Source organism: Paenibacillus sp. J22R3, assembly GCF_056269305.1.
In genome coordinates this window covers 485,702-502,957 of the sequence record NZ_JBWDNS010000006.1, presented here as the reverse complement: position 1 = coordinate 502,957, position 17,256 = coordinate 485,702, and the positions used below count along the sequence as shown (strand labels likewise).

At 51.2% G+C, this 17,256-nt stretch carries 15 protein-coding genes; 14 read left to right on the top strand and 1 reads right to left on the bottom strand.

Annotation, left to right across the window (positions count from 1 at the left end; genetic code table 11):
* Positions 1-3 precede the first annotated feature (3 nt).
* The 13 genes from AC0YN4_RS25770 to AC0YN4_RS25710 all read left to right on the top strand — a co-directional run bounded on the left by AC0YN4_RS25770 (position 4) and on the right by AC0YN4_RS25710 (position 15,371).
* Complete coding sequence (locus AC0YN4_RS25770; RefSeq protein WP_475783297.1) at positions 4-444, top strand: CBS domain-containing protein; 441 nt, start codon at positions 4-6, stop codon at positions 442-444.
* A gap of 167 nt (positions 445-611) precedes the next feature.
* The gene (locus AC0YN4_RS25765; protein ID WP_475837139.1) at positions 612-1,514 is read left to right on the top strand and encodes a DUF2232 domain-containing protein; all 903 of its coding nucleotides are present in this window, start codon (positions 612-614) and stop codon (positions 1,512-1,514) included.
* Positions 1,515-1,533: 19 nt separating this feature from the next.
* Positions 1,534-3,495, top strand: coding sequence for a DHH family phosphoesterase (locus AC0YN4_RS25760; RefSeq protein ID WP_475837138.1), 1,962 nt, complete (start codon positions 1,534-1,536; stop codon positions 3,493-3,495).
* The gene (gene rplI, locus AC0YN4_RS25755) at positions 3,492-3,935 is read left to right on the top strand and encodes a 50S ribosomal protein L9 (RefSeq protein WP_475783294.1); all 444 of its coding nucleotides are present in this window, start codon (positions 3,492-3,494) and stop codon (positions 3,933-3,935) included. Before AC0YN4_RS25760 ends, rplI begins: the two co-directional genes overlap by 4 nt.
* Before the next feature lie 30 nt (positions 3,936-3,965).
* Positions 3,966-5,327, top strand: a complete 1,362-nt coding sequence (dnaB, locus tag AC0YN4_RS25750) for a replicative DNA helicase (RefSeq protein ID WP_475783293.1) — start codon at positions 3,966-3,968, stop codon at positions 5,325-5,327.
* 194 nt (positions 5,328-5,521) lie between these two features.
* Complete coding sequence (locus tag AC0YN4_RS25745) at positions 5,522-6,808, top strand: adenylosuccinate synthase (protein WP_475837137.1); 1,287 nt, start codon at positions 5,522-5,524, stop codon at positions 6,806-6,808.
* A 147-nt stretch (positions 6,809-6,955) separates the two neighbouring features.
* On the top strand, positions 6,956-7,615 hold the full coding sequence (locus tag AC0YN4_RS25740; RefSeq protein ID WP_475837136.1) for a hypothetical protein: 660 nt from the start codon (positions 6,956-6,958) through the stop codon (positions 7,613-7,615).
* Positions 7,616-7,749: 134 nt separating this feature from the next.
* Complete coding sequence (locus tag AC0YN4_RS25735; protein WP_475837135.1) at positions 7,750-9,255, top strand: peptidoglycan DD-metalloendopeptidase family protein; 1,506 nt, start codon at positions 7,750-7,752, stop codon at positions 9,253-9,255.
* A 194-nt stretch (positions 9,256-9,449) separates the two neighbouring features.
* Positions 9,450-10,205, top strand: a complete 756-nt coding sequence (gene yycF / locus AC0YN4_RS25730) for a response regulator YycF (protein ID WP_475783289.1) — start codon at positions 9,450-9,452, stop codon at positions 10,203-10,205.
* Positions 10,202-12,037, top strand: coding sequence for a cell wall metabolism sensor histidine kinase WalK (gene walK / locus AC0YN4_RS25725; RefSeq protein ID WP_475783288.1), 1,836 nt, complete (start codon positions 10,202-10,204; stop codon positions 12,035-12,037). Before yycF ends, walK begins: the two co-directional genes overlap by 4 nt.
* Positions 12,034-13,710, top strand: coding sequence for a YycH family regulatory protein (locus AC0YN4_RS25720; RefSeq protein ID WP_475837134.1), 1,677 nt, complete (start codon positions 12,034-12,036; stop codon positions 13,708-13,710). The genes walK and AC0YN4_RS25720 overlap by 4 nt, the downstream gene beginning before the upstream one ends.
* Before the next feature lie 57 nt (positions 13,711-13,767).
* Complete coding sequence (yycI, locus tag AC0YN4_RS25715; protein WP_475783286.1) at positions 13,768-14,490, top strand: two-component system regulatory protein YycI; 723 nt, start codon at positions 13,768-13,770, stop codon at positions 14,488-14,490.
* Positions 14,491-14,564: 74 nt separating this feature from the next.
* Positions 14,565-15,371, top strand: coding sequence for an MBL fold metallo-hydrolase (locus tag AC0YN4_RS25710; RefSeq protein WP_475783285.1), 807 nt, complete (start codon positions 14,565-14,567; stop codon positions 15,369-15,371).
* Here the strand turns inward: AC0YN4_RS25710 and AC0YN4_RS25705 are convergent.
* Positions 15,340-15,561: a hypothetical protein gene (locus AC0YN4_RS25705; RefSeq protein WP_475783284.1), complete on the bottom strand. Its 222-nt coding sequence runs from the start codon at positions 15,559-15,561 to the stop codon at positions 15,340-15,342. The genes AC0YN4_RS25710 and AC0YN4_RS25705 overlap by 32 nt on opposite strands.
* A 161-nt stretch (positions 15,562-15,722) precedes the next feature.
* On the opposite strand from AC0YN4_RS25705, the gene AC0YN4_RS25700 reads away from it, so the two are divergent.
* A complete protein-coding gene (locus tag AC0YN4_RS25700; protein ID WP_475837133.1) occupies positions 15,723-17,132 on the top strand; it encodes a S1C family serine protease in 1,410 nt (469 codons plus the stop codon).
* Positions 17,133-17,256: the final 124 nt, after the last annotated feature.

Genomic DNA, 17,256 nt, shown 5'->3' with positions numbered 1-17,256 from the left:
AACATGAATATTGCTTTTTTTCTACTGCCTAAGCAAGAGGTGGTATGGTTGACGCTCGATGCAACACTGCGTCAAACACTCGAGAAGATGGAGCATCATCGTTATACAGCAGTACCGATTCTCGACAGTCAGGGCGGCTATGCAGGCACATTAACTGAGGGCGATCTGCTGTGGTATATGAAGAACAACCCCCAAGTGACCTTTGATCAGACGAACAAAGTGAAGTTGACGGATGTCCAAATGCGCATGGCCAATAAGGCCGTTCAAATTGATGCCAATATGGAGGATTTGATTTCACTGGCGAAGGTGCAGAACTTTGTGCCTGTGGTGGATGACATGAACCGGTTTATCGGCATTGTTCGTCGAAGCGACATCATCGACTATTGTGAAGCCATTATCCTAAACCAACATAAACAAGCCAGCACAGAAATGGCAGCCGGCTAAATCAGACGCCGTCCTCGATCCAAGAGGGCGGCGTTTTGTCTTACTTGCAGAGCGGGATTCTAGAGCTCCTACTGGACAAGGTCCCCTGTGTTGCCGGAATTGTTTTATGCTATAATGGGGAGTAAATCATTAGTTCTGTACTAGTAAATCAGCAAGAGGTGAACGGTTTGAAAACCGGCTTAAAGTCAATTTTATGGAGCTTCTCAGCGTTAATTCTACTGCTTATGGTAGCAGTCCCCGTATTGAATGCGCTGGCTGCGGCAGTATTAATGGTGCCAACGGTAATCTTGTACACGACCTTGTCTAAACGGGCATTTACGCTGCATATGGCAGTCGTATATGGAATTGGCGTCATCATTATGGGACTGCCCGCCCTAATCGTGGGACTGTTCTTCTTAGTTCCATCGCTTGTGATGGGGCATTTCTACCGGAAAGGGGCTCCTGCCCGGAAAGTTCTAACCGCTACCGTATTAACGGTGCTTGCTCAGCTTCTGCTTGAGCTGGTTGTGTTTGACCTCGTATTCGATTTCTCCTTAATGCATGAAATCCGTGAAATGATTACGAAAACAGTGGACAATTTACGGGAACAAGGACTTATGCCTAGTGTGTGGACGGCAACCGTCACGGAATCGTATGTGCAGAGCTTGATTCATTCCATTCCAATGGCGCTTATTACCGTTTCATTCCTGCTAGCGATTATCACGCATGCGATTGCAGAGCCGGCTCTGCGTTCCAGCGGTTTAACGATTTCGCGTTTGCAAGCGGCTCGTGAGTGGAGATTACCGCGGATTTTTGTGTTTTACTACCTGGTCGTACTCATAGCGGATATGGCTACACCGAACACGGGCTCTTCGTTCATGACGGTGACGCTTCATAATTTGGTACCGCTGATGCAGCTTGCTTTCTCCATTCAGGCGATGGGTTTCTTCTTCTTCGTGGCGCATGAACGCAAATGGAACAAAGCGATACCGGTGCTTCTCTCGGTAGTTGTCGCGATTTTCCAACCTTTAAGCTTGATTGGGGTCATTGACGCAGCCTTCCCAATCCGTAAAGCGTTTAAGAAATCGTGATACGGAGGCGAATGAAACGATGCCAAAGTTTTTAATTAATCGCTGGCACGGGATGCACCATTTCTGGGCATTCGTGCTTATGATTTTGCTGACGGTCACACTTGCTTTCTATGAATGGAAGCTCGGCATGCTGGGACTGCTGCTCTGCGGCGCGGTCGGCTTCTACTCCGTAATGGCCGAGCGGGCCTTTCGCCGCGATTTAAAGGTCTATCTGGGGACACTATCGTATCGGGTGAAGAAGGCCGGCAATGAGGTTATCAGCGATTTACCATTCGGTATTATTCTCTATAACGAAGACAAGACCGTAGAATGGCACAATGCGTTTGTTACGCACATGCTGGAGCGGGAATCTGTTGTCGGGGAGTCATTGGAAGATCTGTTCCCGACGCTGTCGCAGGCCAAAGAACGCGAAGGCACAGTAGAAGCGCATGTCGGCAATTCGGTGTACGAGCTGCAGTTCAGATTCGATGAGCGCCTGCTCTACATTCGTGATATGACGCAGCGCTGGCAGCTGGCTAAGCGGTATGAAGAAGAGAAGCTTGCGCTTGGCATCGTCATGATGGATAACCTCGATGAGGTTACGCAAGGCATGGACGATCAACAGCGCAGCACGCTGCTTTCGAAGGCGACTGCGGAAATTACGGATTGGGCGAACAAGTTCCATGTGTATTTGAAACGGCTCACGTCTGACCGATACTTGGTTATTACCGACATGCGTACGCTCAAGCAGCTGGAGCTGTCGCGGTTTGTCCTTCTCGATGAGGTGCGGGAGATTACCGCGGAGAATAAGATTCCGATGACGCTCAGCATCGGCTTCGCTGCAGGCGCTGAAAGCGTTGTGGAGCTCGGGCACTGGGCGCAAACGAGCCTCGACTATGCGCTTGGACGCGGTGGCGACCAGGCTGCTGTGAAGGTCGGACAGCGGCAGTCATTCTATGGCGGGAAGTCCAACGCCGTTGAGAAACGGACGCGCGTTCGGGCGAGGGTTGTCGCGCATGCGCTGCGTGATTTGATCAAGGACAGCGACCGTGTCGTCATTATGGGGCATAAAATGCCGGATATGGATGCGATCGGCGCTTCCATTGGCGTACTGAAGGCTGCTATGCTCTTTAATAAAGAAGCGTACATCGTGCTGGAGGGCGTTAATCCTTCCATCCAGAAAATGATGGAGATGCTGAGAGAAGAAGAGCGGATTGCAAAGAGGTTCATAACGCCTGAACAGGCCAAAGAGCTGATTAACGGAAACACGCTCGTCGTCGTCGTCGATACGCATAAAGCATCGATGGTGAAAGAGCCGAAGCTGCTCACGCAAACCGACAAAATCGTAGTGGTCGATCACCATAGACGCGGAGAAGAATTTATCGCGAATGCAATTCTGGTCTATATGGAGCCCTATGCATCCTCGACTTGCGAGCTTATCACGGAGCTGCTGCAATATATTAACGATCGTGTGCTCCTAGATGTTAGAGAAGCGACAGCGCTACTAGCGGGGATTACCGTGGATACGAAGAGCTTCTCGCTTCGCACAGGCTCGCGCACCTTTGAAGCGGCATCGTTCCTGCGCCGCAATGGAGCGGATTCAACCTTGATTCAGCGGATGCTGAAAGAAGACTTGACCGAATACATTAAGAAGGCAGAGATTATTAAGCAGGCTGAAATCGTATATGACCATATCGCCATCGCTATGACTGAGCAAGGCCGGCAGTATTCGCAGCTGCTCATTGCTCAGACGGCAGATACGCTGCTTAATATGACCGATGTGCTCGCATCTTTCGTCATAGGAGAGCGGCCGGACGGTTTGATTGGCATCAGTGCCCGTTCACTGGGCCACATGAATGTGCAAGTGGTCATGGAGCGCATGGGCGGAGGCGGACATTTAACGAACGCAGCCGCGCAGCAAGAAGGAACTGTAGTGGAAGTAGCACAGCGACTGAAGCAGGTGCTGCAAGAACTTGATAAGGAAGAGGGGTTATTCGAATGAAAGTAATTTTTCTGCAAGATGTGAAGGGGCAAGGTAAGAAGGGTGAGGTTAAAGAGGTGTCGGAAGGGTATGTACGCAACTTCCTATTTCCGAAGAACTTGGCGAAGCTGGCTTCCGATGGCAACCTGAAGACGCTTGATGTGCAGAAGGCGTCCGAGCAGAAGAAGAAAGAGAAAGAAAAAGAAGATGCCAAGGCGCTTGCAGAACGTCTGGAAGCGATGAAAATTATTGTGAAAACGAAAGCCGGAGAAGGCGGCCGTCTGTTCGGCGCTATCACAAGCAAACAAATCGCGGAGTCGCTTGAGGCGCAAGGCGTCAAAGTAGACAAACGTAAGATTGAACTGGAAGAACCAATTCGCACGCTTGGCGTTACGCAAGTTTTGCTAAAGCTCCATCCAGAAGTGAAAGCGAAGCTTAGTGTACATGCTACAGAGGAATAAAAGCAATCAAAAGGGGAGTCATGCGGACCAATGAGTAATGAGATGAGTTTTGACCGAATACCGCCGCAGAATATGGAAGCAGAGCAAGCGGTACTCGGTGCTGTCTTATTGCAAACGGAAGCGTTAATAACGGCGATGGAGCGGCTGCGCAGCGAAGACTTCTACTTGCCGTCGCATCAGCTGCTGTTTGAAGCGATGGTGGAGCTTGGTGAAGCGAGCCAGCCGATTGACTTGGTAACCTTGACTGCTTATTTGCAAGATCGACAGCAGCTGGAGGAAATCGGCGGCGTCAGTTATCTGGCCAAGCTGGGTAACGCGGTTCCAACAGCTGCAAATGTCGATTACTATGCGCAGATCGTTGAAGAGAAATCGATGCTTCGCCGCCTCATTCGGACAGCGACGAACATCGTTTCGGAAGGCTATGCCGCGGCTGAGAATGTCGGAGCGATGCTTAGTGAAGCGGAAGCCCGCATCATGGAGCTGTCGAACCGTCGTTCAAGCACCGGATTCATATCCATTCGCGACGTGCTCATGGAAGTATTCGAGAAAGTGGAGCAGCTATATTCGAATAAAGGCGGCTCAACAGGCATTCCGTCCGGATTTACCGACTTGGACAAGATGACCGCGGGCTTTCAGAAAAATGACCTTATTATTGTGGCGGCACGTCCATCCGTAGGTAAGACGGCTTTCGCCCTTAATATTGCGCAAAACGTCGGTGTACGGGCGCGGGAAACAGTCGCCATCTTCAGTCTTGAGATGTCGGCTGCCCAGCTGGTGCAGCGTATGATTTGTGCGGAATCCAACGTAGATGCGGGCCGATTGCGTACCGGGTATTTGGAAGGCGACGATTGGGAAAAGCTAACGATGGCGATCGGTTCATTATCTGAAGCGCAAATCTTCATTGATGATACGCCGGGTATTACCGTATCGGATATTCGGGCGAAATGCCGCCGACTTAAGAAAGAGCGCGGACTTGGCATGATTCTGATCGACTACTTGCAGCTCATTCAAGGGCGCGGCAAAGCCGGCGAGAACCGTCAACAGGAAGTATCCGAGATCTCCCGTACACTGAAGCAAATCGCCCGTGAGCTTGAAGTGCCGGTTATCGCACTGTCACAGCTCAGCCGGGGTGTTGAGCAGCGGCAGGACAAGCGTCCGATGATGTCTGACCTTCGGGAATCCGGATCAATCGAGCAAGATGCCGATATTGTAGCGTTCCTATACCGGGATGACTACTATGATAAGGAATCCGAGAAGAAGAATATCATCGAGATCATCATTGCTAAACAGCGTAACGGTCCCGTAGGAACCGTCGAACTGGCCTTCTTGAAGAACTTCAATAAATTCGTTGGTTTAGACCGTTCGCACCAAGAACCGGGCCACGCCTCCTAATAAGGAAGGGTTCTGTCCCACATTTATCGAAATTCCGAACAATGCGATATAGGACCTTACAATTGTTCGCTTTTCGTTGACTTTACCACTGCAGACTGCTAAACTAATCATGCTGTCTAAAGCTGGTAGCTATTATGTTGCTTTTATAATTTCACCTCGGCAGTGCGTGCTAAACTTGTAATGGGGGTATATCCATGTCAACGGTAGTTGTAGTCGGAACCCAGTGGGGAGACGAAGGCAAAGGAAAAATCACCGACTTTCTGGCGGACGGTGCTGATGTTGTAGCCCGGTACCAGGGGGGAAACAACGCAGGTCATACCATTATGATCGGCAATAAGAAATATAAGCTCACGATGATTCCATCGGGCATTTTCAATGAAAATAAAGTGTGCGTCATCGGTAACGGTATGGTTATCAATCCGTCCGCACTGATTGATGAAATTAACTATATACATGACAATGGATTCTCCTCGGAGAATTTGAAAATCAGTGACCGCGCGCATCTGATCATGCCGTATCACCTTGTGCTTGACGGCCTTGAAGAAGAGCGTAAAGGCGATAACAAGATCGGAACGACTCGCAAAGGCATCGGCCCTTGCTACATGGACAAAGCAGCGCGTAACGGTATTCGTGTCGCCGACCTGCTTGATGCAGAAGAGTTCGAAACGAAGCTTCGCCGTATGGTTATCGAGAAGAACCAAGTCATCGAGCAAGTTTACAACGGCGAGAAGCTGGACGTTGACACGATTCTTGCTGAGTACTTGGGTTATGCTGAGACGCTTCGTCCTTACGTAACAGACACTTCCGTTGTGCTGAACGATGCAATCGACGAAGGCAAACGTATTCTGTTCGAAGGTGCACAAGGCGTAATGCTTGATATCGACCAAGGTACTTATCCGTACGTTACGTCTTCGAACCCGACAGCTGGCGGCGTTTGTATCGGTTCCGGCGTTGGACCTTCGAAGATCCAACAAGTTATCGGTGTTGCCAAAGCGTACACGACGCGTGTTGGTGACGGTCCATTCCCAACCGAGCTCAGCAATGAGACCGGCGATTGGATCCGTGAGAAAGGTTTTGAATACGGTACGGTTACAGGCCGTCCGCGCCGCGTAGGCTGGTTCGACACAGTTGTTGTCCGCCATGCACGCCGCGTTAGCGGAATTACAGGCTTGTCCTTGAACTCGCTTGACGTGCTTTCGGGTCTGGAAACGGTTAAAATTTGCACGGGCTACAAACTGCGCGGCGAAATCATTAATCATTATCCTGCGAGCTTGAAGCTGGTCTCCGAGTGTGAAGCGGTGTATGAAGAATTGCCAGGCTGGAGCGAAGACATCACTAATGCGAAGACCTTGGCTGATTTGCCAGAGAACACGCGCCGCTACGTGGAGCGGGTATCCGAGCTTACAGGTATTCCGATTGCGATCTTCTCCGTGGGACGTAACCGGGAGCAAACGAATCCGGTTGTACCGATCTACGTTTAATTAAATACCTATTCAGAGGACTGCGAGAAATCGCGGTCCTCTTCTTTTTTTGCCTAATTGGGGGCTGCAAATGTGAATGGTTCCTGTACCACGTGCCCATACTAAGAAGTATGGGCGAAAATGCCCTTGCATAGGAGGGTGATAATCATGTGGAAAATGACAGGGTGGCTGGCGAAAACGATCGCAGCGGGACTGCTGATCAGTTTTCTATCGATCTGGACGACAGGCTATATCGTTAACAGCTATGTCGAGACGCTGCTGAAGCAGTTTAATGTGCCGCTCGAACAGAAGCCTTTTGCGCTGAACGGCGTTTGGGGCGGGTTATGGGGAGCGGACCCCGTCGTGAAGCAGAAAGGAAACTCAGCGGATACGGATTCTTCAGCGAAGGATAAAGATGCAGATGTGAAAACAGGAAGCAGCTCGGATAAGAACGATGATTCGACGTCAAAGAATAGCGATTCACCAGCTTCGGTCGATGCGTTTGAGCAGACTCCGAGCGGTGAACTTAGTGATATCGGTGGCGGGAGCGGGACGAAAGCAGGCAGCGGCGTTGCTTCTTCATCGGATGACGAGGTTGCAATGTCGACAGATGAGATTAACTCAGCGAAATCGCAAATCAGCGATTCCGATAAGGAGAAGCTGTTCGATACATTGACGAAGCTCCCGCAGGACGCATGGCAGAACATATCGAAGTTGATGGAGGATGGGCTGACAGACGGAGAAATGACCCAGGTCCAACAGCTCATGGCGCAATACCTAGATCGGACAGAATACGACGCAATGCTGGCAATTCTGAGCAAATATTAATGTCAAGCCCAGGGTCGTTTGGTTGAATCGGAATGCAGCGTTATGATAAAGTAGAATTCGTACCCTGGCAATGTAGGTTTTACATTGCCCGATCCCAACAAAGTTATGGACCATAACGCGAAAAGGAGACGATCATGGCCTTTTTTAATGAGAGGGGTCGCATCCGGAAGGTATGGAACTCATTCCGACAGACTTTTCGGACCGTCAACCCAAATAGCACGCAAGGCAATACGAAACACCGATTACTGAGCAAGAAACCGTTATTTCTAGCGGTAAGCGCAGTAGCTTTATTGACGATTGCAGGCTTTAGCGGCAGTCATTATGTACAAGCACACACCGTAGATTATGTCGAAGTTTATCATAATGGCAAGCTGATTGGAGAAGTAGGCTCAGAGACCCAGGTTGAAGAGTGGATTAGCAACAAAGAGAAGCAGATTCAGGAGAAAAACACAGGCATACATATGGTGCTTGATGCAGGTACGATCACATACAGCGATAAAAGCGCTTACAATGCCAAACCGGATTCAGCGGCGACTTTGCAGAAGCTTGAAGGGCTGCTTGCTTCACATGCTACGGGCGTAGAGCTCGTTGTAGACGGCAAACGAATCGGCGTTGTGAAGGACAAGGCTACGGCTACTGCGCTGCTCAAGCGGGTAGAAGGTAAATATTCGCCGAAAGTGAAAGCCGGTAAGGCGGAAGTGACCGCATTAGCCTACTCCGCTGACGGCAGTCTGAAGTCCAAATCGGCATTGAAATCCGTGAAATTTGTCGAGAAGGTTGCGACTAAAGAAGCAGAAGTGCAGCCGGCGGACATTGCGGATCCTGAGCAGTTGTATTTGCAGCTTATTAAAGGAACTGTGAAACCGACTTCGTATACGGTCCAAGATGGTGACTGTGTAGGGTGTATCGCACACAAGTTCGATATTTCGCCTCAGGTCATCTACGAACGTAACAAATGGATTAAAGATGATATGATTAAAGTCGGGGACGTGCTTGATCTTACGGTGCTTCAGCCGCAGGTGACGGTCGAAACGGTCGAGAATGTCACGGAAACCGAATCGATTGAACCGGCTACGGTCGTGCAGAAGAACAGCAATATGAAAGCAGGCCAGTCGAAGGTCATACGCCAAGGCCAGAGCGGGAAGAAGCAATTGGTGTACCGCTTAGTGAAGCAGAATGGCTACTTGATGAGTGAAGAGCTGATCAGTGAAGTTGTTCTGAAGCCATCCGTTCCGGCGATTGTCATGAAAGGAACGAAGGTTATGCTTAGCGAAGGCAGCGGTCGCTTCAGCTGGCCGGTAACCGGCGCGCGTCTCACTAGCAGCTTCGGTCAGCGTTGGGGCGCGTTACACCGCGGCGTTGATATGGTAGGAAACAAAAACATTATGGCAGCAGACAACGGTACAGTCAGCTTCACCGGTCAACGTCCGGGGCTTGGCAACTGTATCATTATCAATCACCATAACGGCTATGAAACAGTTTACGGCCATCTTAGCAAAATTTCCGTCAAGCGTGGTCAGACGGTTGAGAAGGGTCAACGGATCGGCATTATGGGTAATACAGGGCACTCCTTCGGCACGCATTTGCACTTTGAGGTTCATAAGAACGGCGCATTGCAAAACCCGCTTAAGTACCTGTAAGCGAAGCAATCGCAGACCATACGAAACACTGCTCGGCCTTTATGGTCCGGCAGTGTTTTTGCGTTCAGAGGAAAGTCACAAAATCCGCGGAAAATCGACCAATTCTCCCCTCATATGAGGGAACTTTCATTGGGAACTAAGACAGTTCCTATGGTAGAATAGAAGGAGATTGCTAAGCGACAGGCGGTGTAGCGATGCACGGAAAAATATTAGTCGTTGATGATGAACAACCGATTGCGGACATTATAAAATTCAACCTCGAGAAGGAAGGCTATCAAGTCATTTGCGCCTTCGACGGTGGTGAAGCGGTAAGGCTCGCGTTCGAAGAGCTGCCGGATTTAATATTGCTTGATTTGATGCTGCCCGTAAAGGATGGCATGGACGTGTGCCGAGAAGTGCGCGCGCGTCTGCAAACGCCGATCATTATGCTGACAGCCAAAGATACCGAGCTGGATAAGGTGCTTGGCCTTGAGCTTGGGGCGGACGATTATGTAACGAAGCCGTTCAGTACACGTGAGCTGCTTGCCCGAGTGAAAGCGCATTTGCGGCGTCAGAAGAATGATGCTTCTTCATCTGCGGCTGCTGCGGCAGGTAACGGCGCTTCGGCTGCTGCTGAGGACAAGCAGGGGCTGGGGATTTTCAACTTGTTTATCGATACCGATATGTATGTCGTCTATAAAGACAATGAACCGCTCGATCTGACACATCGCGAGTACGAGCTCGTTTATTATTTGGCCCGCAACTGCGGGAAGGTGATGACGCGCGAGCATTTGCTGCAGGCGGTATGGGGATTTGAGTATTTCGGCGATGTCCGTACCGTGGATGTTACGATTCGGAGACTTCGGGAGAAGATCGAGGATGATCCGAGCCGGCCGGAATATATTTTGACCCGACGTGGACTCGGTTACTTGATGCGTAATCCGAAATCCGGAGGGTTCGGGTACGGATGAACGGGATACGGTTTTTCCGAACCATTCAAGTTAAACTGATTATTATTTATGTGCTGCTGATTCTCATAGCCATGCAGCTGATCGGTGTTTATTTTATCAGCACGATGAAGACCTCGCTGACATCGACATTTACGAATAACATGAACGAGCAGGCGAATCTGCTCTCGAAATTATCGGCGCAAACGCTGTCCAATCGGTTGGACAAAACAGGCAGCTCCGAAGAGAACTCGACTGAGGAGTATCTCAGGGTGCTTGTTAGCAGCTTGTTCAGCATTAGCGAAGCTGAAATTCAAATCTTAGATGCGAGCGGGAAGGTGCTGGCCACCTCCATGCAGTCGCATCAGTCCTATATCGGCAAGAAGAATACGTCGCTTGCTGTCAGCCGGGCGCTGCAGGGGATTCGCGATAACGAAGAGGAAATTATCGATGAGGATGGTTTGCGCAAGAAAATTATTGCCAAGCCGATTGTAGACGGGGAGAAAACGGTAGGCGCGATTTATCTGGTCGCTTCGATGAAAGAGCTCTATTCGACGGTTGACCGGATTAACCGCATCTTCATGTCCGGGATGCTCTTCGCGCTTGGATTGACAGGCGTACTCGGCATTCTGCTCGCCCATACGATTACGAATCCGATTAAAGCACTGACCCGCCAGGCTGCGGCAGTTGCGGAAGGTCGGTTCGATCAGCAGGTACCTGTACTCGGCAATGACGAGATCGGCCGATTAAGCGAAGTGTTTAACGATATGACGATGCGCTTACGCGATGCGCTATCGGCAACGGAAGAAGAGAAAGAGAAGATTTCTTCGATTCTGGCCAATATGAGCGACGGGGTTGTGGCCGCCGATGAACGCGGTATTGTTATTATCACGAATCGGCGAGCTCAGGAAATGCTGCGCCGGGATGATTGCGAAGGCATTCGCCTGACCGACTTGTTCGGTATGGACGAAGCGCAGCTTACGGGATTGCAGAAGGGGAATGAGCCGTCGGCTATTCTCTATCATCTGGAGACCGAAGGCGACGAGGAAGAGCTGATGCGTGTGACGCTGACGCCGATTCATCGCCGAGATCAAGGCATAAGCGGTACGATTGCGGTGCTGCAGGATGTCACGGAGCAGGAACGGCTTGAGCAATCGCGGCGCGAGTTCGTAGCGAATGTATCGCATGAGCTGCGAACACCGCTCACGACAATCAAGAGTTATGCGGAGGCGCTTGACGATGGCGCGATGGATGAGCGAGAGCTTGGTCAGCGATTCGTCGGCGTTATCCGGAATGAGACAGAGCGGATGATTCGGCTCGTAACGGACCTGCTGCATCTCTCGCGGCTGGATTCCAATCAAGCTCCCTTGCGGCGGCAGCAGACGAATGTGCCGGATATGCTGGAGGAAGTGGCTGACCGTTTCTCCTTCCAGCTGCGGAAGAAGACGATTAAGGCGTCGGTTCGCGTAGAAGATGCGATCACGTCCATCTGGCTCGATCGTGACCAGATCGATCAAGTGCTTGATAATCTCGTTTCAAACGCGATTAAATATACGCTCGACGGTGGACGCATTGAAATTATGGCACGCCGACTTGAGCCGGCATCTATTGCAATTAGCGTGAAGGATACGGGAATCGGTATCCCGAAACGGGATCTTGGCCGAATCTTCGATCGGTTCTATCGGGTCGACAAAGCCCGCTCGCGCAACATGGGCGGTACCGGTCTGGGCTTGTCCATTGCCCGGGAAATTGTGAAGGCACATGGCGGCTCCATTGCGCTTGATTCTGAGCTTAATGAAGGCACGACGGTAACGGTCATCCTGCCTGTGCAGGCCGGCGGAGGTGAGAGCGCATGATGGACAAGCTGAAGACCGCGTTGCTCACAGCGCTCGTTATTCTCAGTCTGATTCAAAGTTATATGCTTGCATACAGCATGCCCGGCCTCGGTGTAACCACTTCGCCGCAGCAGGATTACGTGCCGGCCGAGCCTATGGGGCAAGAGGAGAAGATCGAGAACGTTATTTTTCCGGAAGACATGGTGCTGCATCTGGGCAAAGGGAAACATACGCTTCTGTACCCGGCCTCGAATTTCTATAACTTGATCTTCGGCAAGATCAAAAGCCGTGAGTTTAAAGGCTTCCAGCGGAGCGCGGCTGTCGTTGTCGATTGGGATGAAATCCGCAATCGCGATGAGGGGCTTGAACTGCGGTTCGGGCGCGGCGTTCCCGTTGAGCTGTTAAGCAAAGTATTGAAGCTGGAAGGCGATGCGACATTTATGGATGATGTCGTCAACCGGATCTGGATTTATAAAAGCAGTGATCGGGATGAAATCCGAACGTATTTCTTCAGCAGCGATAACTTGACCGTCTATGAGTCGGTGAAAGCGGATTTAACGGCACAAGACGTACAGATGTATGTCGGTTACGGCGAGTATCAGACGAACTACAGGAAAGTCGGCGATGATCTCTATACGCCGGATGGACCTGTGGAGTCGATGCAGCAGATCGTGGGCTATGAAACGTATTCACCGGAGCAAATGCAGCGGTATTTGTTCGTTGATCCCGGCGTTACGCGGGTAATCAGTGACCAAGGCGGGTCGCAGATCTATACAGATGGCAAACGCGGGCTGCAGGTGGAACAGAATGGACGATGGATTAGCTTTACGGACCCCGTATCGGTGCAAGGTCAAGACGATAACGAGAGTCAGAACGTATATGCGGCCATTCAGTTCATTAACAAGCATGGCGGCTGGGATGGTATGCATCGCTTCACGCATGCGGGCACATTCGAGAGTGTACAGGTGCTGCGATTCCAGCAGTATTACGGCTCGTATCCGATTATCCCACAGGAGCCGTTCATGTTCGGCAGCATGAGGCTGCGGTTGCAGCAAGGTGTCGTTTCGGAGTATGAACGCTCACTGCTCACTCTGCAGAAGAAAGCGCAACAGCGGGATATCCGCTGGCTGCCGGGCGGCGATATGCTGGAGAATGCGTTTAAGAACTACAAACGCAGATTGGAAGTGACTGCGATCTACCCTGCGCTGCTGGCTATATCAACCGAGAAGAATGTGATGAAGCTGGAACCTATCTGGGCTGTCCGTCTCGTAGACGGCACCCAAGAGAACCTGCTTCAAGCGATTCCCGGCGGTTACAAGCCGAAGCCCGGTGAGCCGGGCGGTGCGCCGCTACAGAAGACGAGCAATGCCGGCGGTGCCAGCGGCAGATTGGATGAACCGGTTGATAATGCCGCTTCGAGCGGTATTGCACAACTGAGTGACGGACCATTATCCGGACATATCAGCAGCTTAATCAGTCTTGAAGGCACGAAAGCAAGCGATGGACAAGATGGAAGTGAAGTGGGAGCGGGTGCTGCCGGTGAAGTCACGGACGCAAGTGCAGGAAGCGGCAGCGCCGTCCCAGCGCATGATGATATAGCAGGAATGCCGGGTGCTGCAGATAATAAGGCTAGCGGCGGAGGGAATGCGAGTATTGGCGGCAGTAATGTCGGCAGTTCTGCGGAGAACCCCTAAGCGAGGCTAAGATCATATCGAGAGCGTATTAGGATCGTAGTTGAAGGAGATGAAGGAATGGACTGGGGCAGGGCGAAAAGTGTGTTGATTTTTGCATTTTTGCTGCTGAATCTCGTGCTTGGGTACCAGCTCTGGTCCAACATCCGGGAAGGGCTGCGAACGAGCGCGGATGTGAGTGATTTGCGGCAGGAAACGCAGGCTCTTATGGAAGAGAAGAAGATTAAGCTTGCCACAAGTATCCCGTCGGAGACACCTGAACTGCGGGATTTGACGTACCAGATCCAAACAAAGCTCGGTAAAGGCGAGCGTCATGAACTGAAGAAACCGGTGGACAGTAAAGTCGTCTTCGAGGAGAAAGAGCTGCAAGCGAGCCTGGGAGGCATCATTCCGGAGCTTGAGAATTATGCGCTTGGAACGGTTCATGAGGATGAGTTTATTTTGTACAGGATGGTTGAAGGGCGACCCATGTTCGATGCTAAGCTTGAGCTCTATTACGACTACAGGAACCAGAAGATTACGGCTTACAGGCAGGACCTTGTCGAGCTGCTGCCGCCACAGAATTCGACTTCACAGTCGGTTTTGTCGGCCACTAAAGTGGTGACAAGCTTAATTGAGAATCAGCTGCAGAACGGGGCCGTCATTGGGGAGATCAAGCTGGGCTATCACGGACAGATTTTTGACTCCAATACACAGGTTTCGGCGCCGACTTGGCGCGTGCTGCTGGAAGATGGCGGACAGTACTACATGAATGCGATCAGTGGGGAAGTTGTGACGGAATAAGTGGGGTTTCGCAGTGCCTCGTCGAAACTTCGGCGGGTTTGGGGAGCAGGGGAAAGGGCAGGTTTAGAAGAAGTATGGGACTTCGATTTACGGTACTTGGGAGCGGTTCGACAGGAAATGCCACGATTGTGCAGTGCGAAGATGCTACCGTGCTTATTGATGCAGGTTTAAGTGCGAAGAAGCTCGAGGAGCTCATGCGGGAGCGGGGTGTCGCCGGTCATGAAATTGATGCGATTCTCGTTACGCATGAGCATTCCGATCATATAAAAGGGCTTGGTGCATTTGCTAGGAAGCACAATGTGCCAATCTATGCGAATGAAGCGACATGGGGGGCACTTGAGCGCCATGTCGGTACCATAACAAGCGAACAGCGTGTCATTATGGAAACAGGTGAAACCGCGAAGTTCGGCGCAATGCGGACGACATCGTATGCGATTTCGCATGATGCGGCCGAGCCGGTCGGGTATGTTTTCCAAGATGATGATGTCAAGCTGAGTCTGGCAACAGACCTTGGCTATGTCAGCGATAAGGTAAGACGGATGATAGAAGATTCCGATGTGCTAGTGCTAGAGTCGAACCATGATGTCAACATGCTGCGGATGGGGCGTTACCCGTGGAACATTAAGCGGCGGATCCTAAGCGATATCGGGCATTTGTCCAATGAAGCGGCCGGAGAAGCGTTATGTCAGCTGATGACGGATCGAACGAAGCGGGTTTATCTGGCGCATCTGAGCTTGGACCATAATTTGATGGACCTGGCTAAGCTGACGGTAAACGGCATCTTGGAGAACAACGGCTTCTTCTTCAAACGGGATGAACATCCGCTGCGTGAGACGTACCATGACCGGCCTACGGCATGGGATGAAGTGCGCCGACGATAAGCTCGTCCAGCTCGGAATCGAGCGAAGTGATTTTGCGTTCAAGTTCGTCTTGGGTGAGTATGCCTTTATCCATGAGCAGTTCTGTCATCGCACTGAGGGTAAGCAGGGTGCGGTAATGATCTTCTTTGAGGTCGGCAAGCTTGGCTACCAGATTGAGATGGTCAAGGGCTGAGGAACTTCTGGATTTCATGAGATTCGCTCCTTCATCTATTCGTTTATTAACAATTAACGGACGGCAGCAGCCGTTTCACCTTGTTCTATTATTATTGTAGACCGTTCTACCGATATCATTCCTAGATTCGTAAAATAATGGTCTTGATGTCAGGATGACATCGAGAGGAGCGATTATAGATGAGCTTGTTTGATGATGATTTCTATTCAACACGTGTATCGCGTCGAATTCGGTCTACGAGCCGTGACGTTTCGTTTAGCAAGCGTGGGAGCGGCATCCGTTGGACGCCTGTGCGTGTGGCCGTAGCTTCTTCGGTGGTTAGTGCACTGGCTGCGGTGCTGGTATTTGGTTTGTTTACGGGCTTTGATCGCAGTGAAGGTTCGATATCGGCGGTAGCAGGCGTGACTAATGTGGGCATGAGCAATGATCCGCTTGAGAAGACGATCTCGGCTGCGGCGAAGATGCGGCCGGCTGTCGTTAGTATTATTAATGAGCAGGCTCAGCCTGAAAGCGATGCGCCCGGCGGTACTTCAGACGGCAATGATGCGGCAGGGACTGACGGCGGAGATGGCTCTGCTCAACTGCAGCAAGCAGCACTGGGCTCTGGGTTTATTTTCGAGAAGGTCAAAGGCAAGGCGCATATCATTACGAACAATCACGTTATTGAAGATGCGGTTGCGGTAAAAGCCGTGCTGAGCAATGGCGAAACGCGGGATGCGAAGGTTGTCGGTACCGATGCGATTACGGATCTGGCTGTGCTGGAGATTGATGCGGACGGCATTGATACGGTAGCGGAGTTCGGGGAATCCGAAGGCTTGCGCGCCGGTCAATGGGTCATGGCAATTGGAAATCCGCTTGGACTCAGCGATTCATTGACGATGGGCATTGTGAGCAAGACGAAACGGATTATTCCGGTGTCGCTCAGCCAAGACGGCAACTATGACTGGGAACAGGAAGTTATTCAAATTGACGCGTCCATTAATCAGGGCAACAGTGGCGGTCCATTGATTGATCTGGACGGCAACGTAGTCGGCATCAACAGCATGAAGATTGCGGAGTACGGTGTGGAAGGCGTCGGTTTTGCGATTCCTTCGCATATTGCGATGCCGATTGTGCAAAGCTTACTGGAGTATGGCAAAGTGAAGCGTCCTTACTTAGGCGTATATACGATGGATCTGGGCTTGTACATGGCACAGCAGTCGGCTGTAGCTCAGGGTAATGGCGATGCTGATGACAGTGCAGGCGGCGCGGATCAGGAGCCGTCTACGGAAGGTTCTGAGTCCGGCGATGGTGCTGCTGTGGGCGGAGAAGACGAAGGCGTGATGCTGCCGCAAGGCGATCTGAAGCTTCCGGACGATGTGAAGCAGGGCGTTATTGTTCTGCAAGCGGTCGGTCCGGCGGAGGAAGCGGGTCTTGCGTTCAACGATGTCATCGTGAAGCTGGACAATGAGTCGATCAGCAGCACGATGGAGCTGCGTAAATATTTGTACGGCAAGAAGACGATCGGCGATAACATTGAAGTGACCTTCTACCGAGACGGTAAGAAGCAAACGACAACGTTTAAGCTGGCGGAGAAGACGGAAGAATAACGGTATAGTCGCGAAGCGGATCAGCTCGTGCAAGCTCGGAAGTGCGGGCTTGCGTTACGACGGGCTGATCTCTTTGCGTGGATATGGGGCAAAAACCGAGCATTAGGCGGAGAATCGGGAAAGA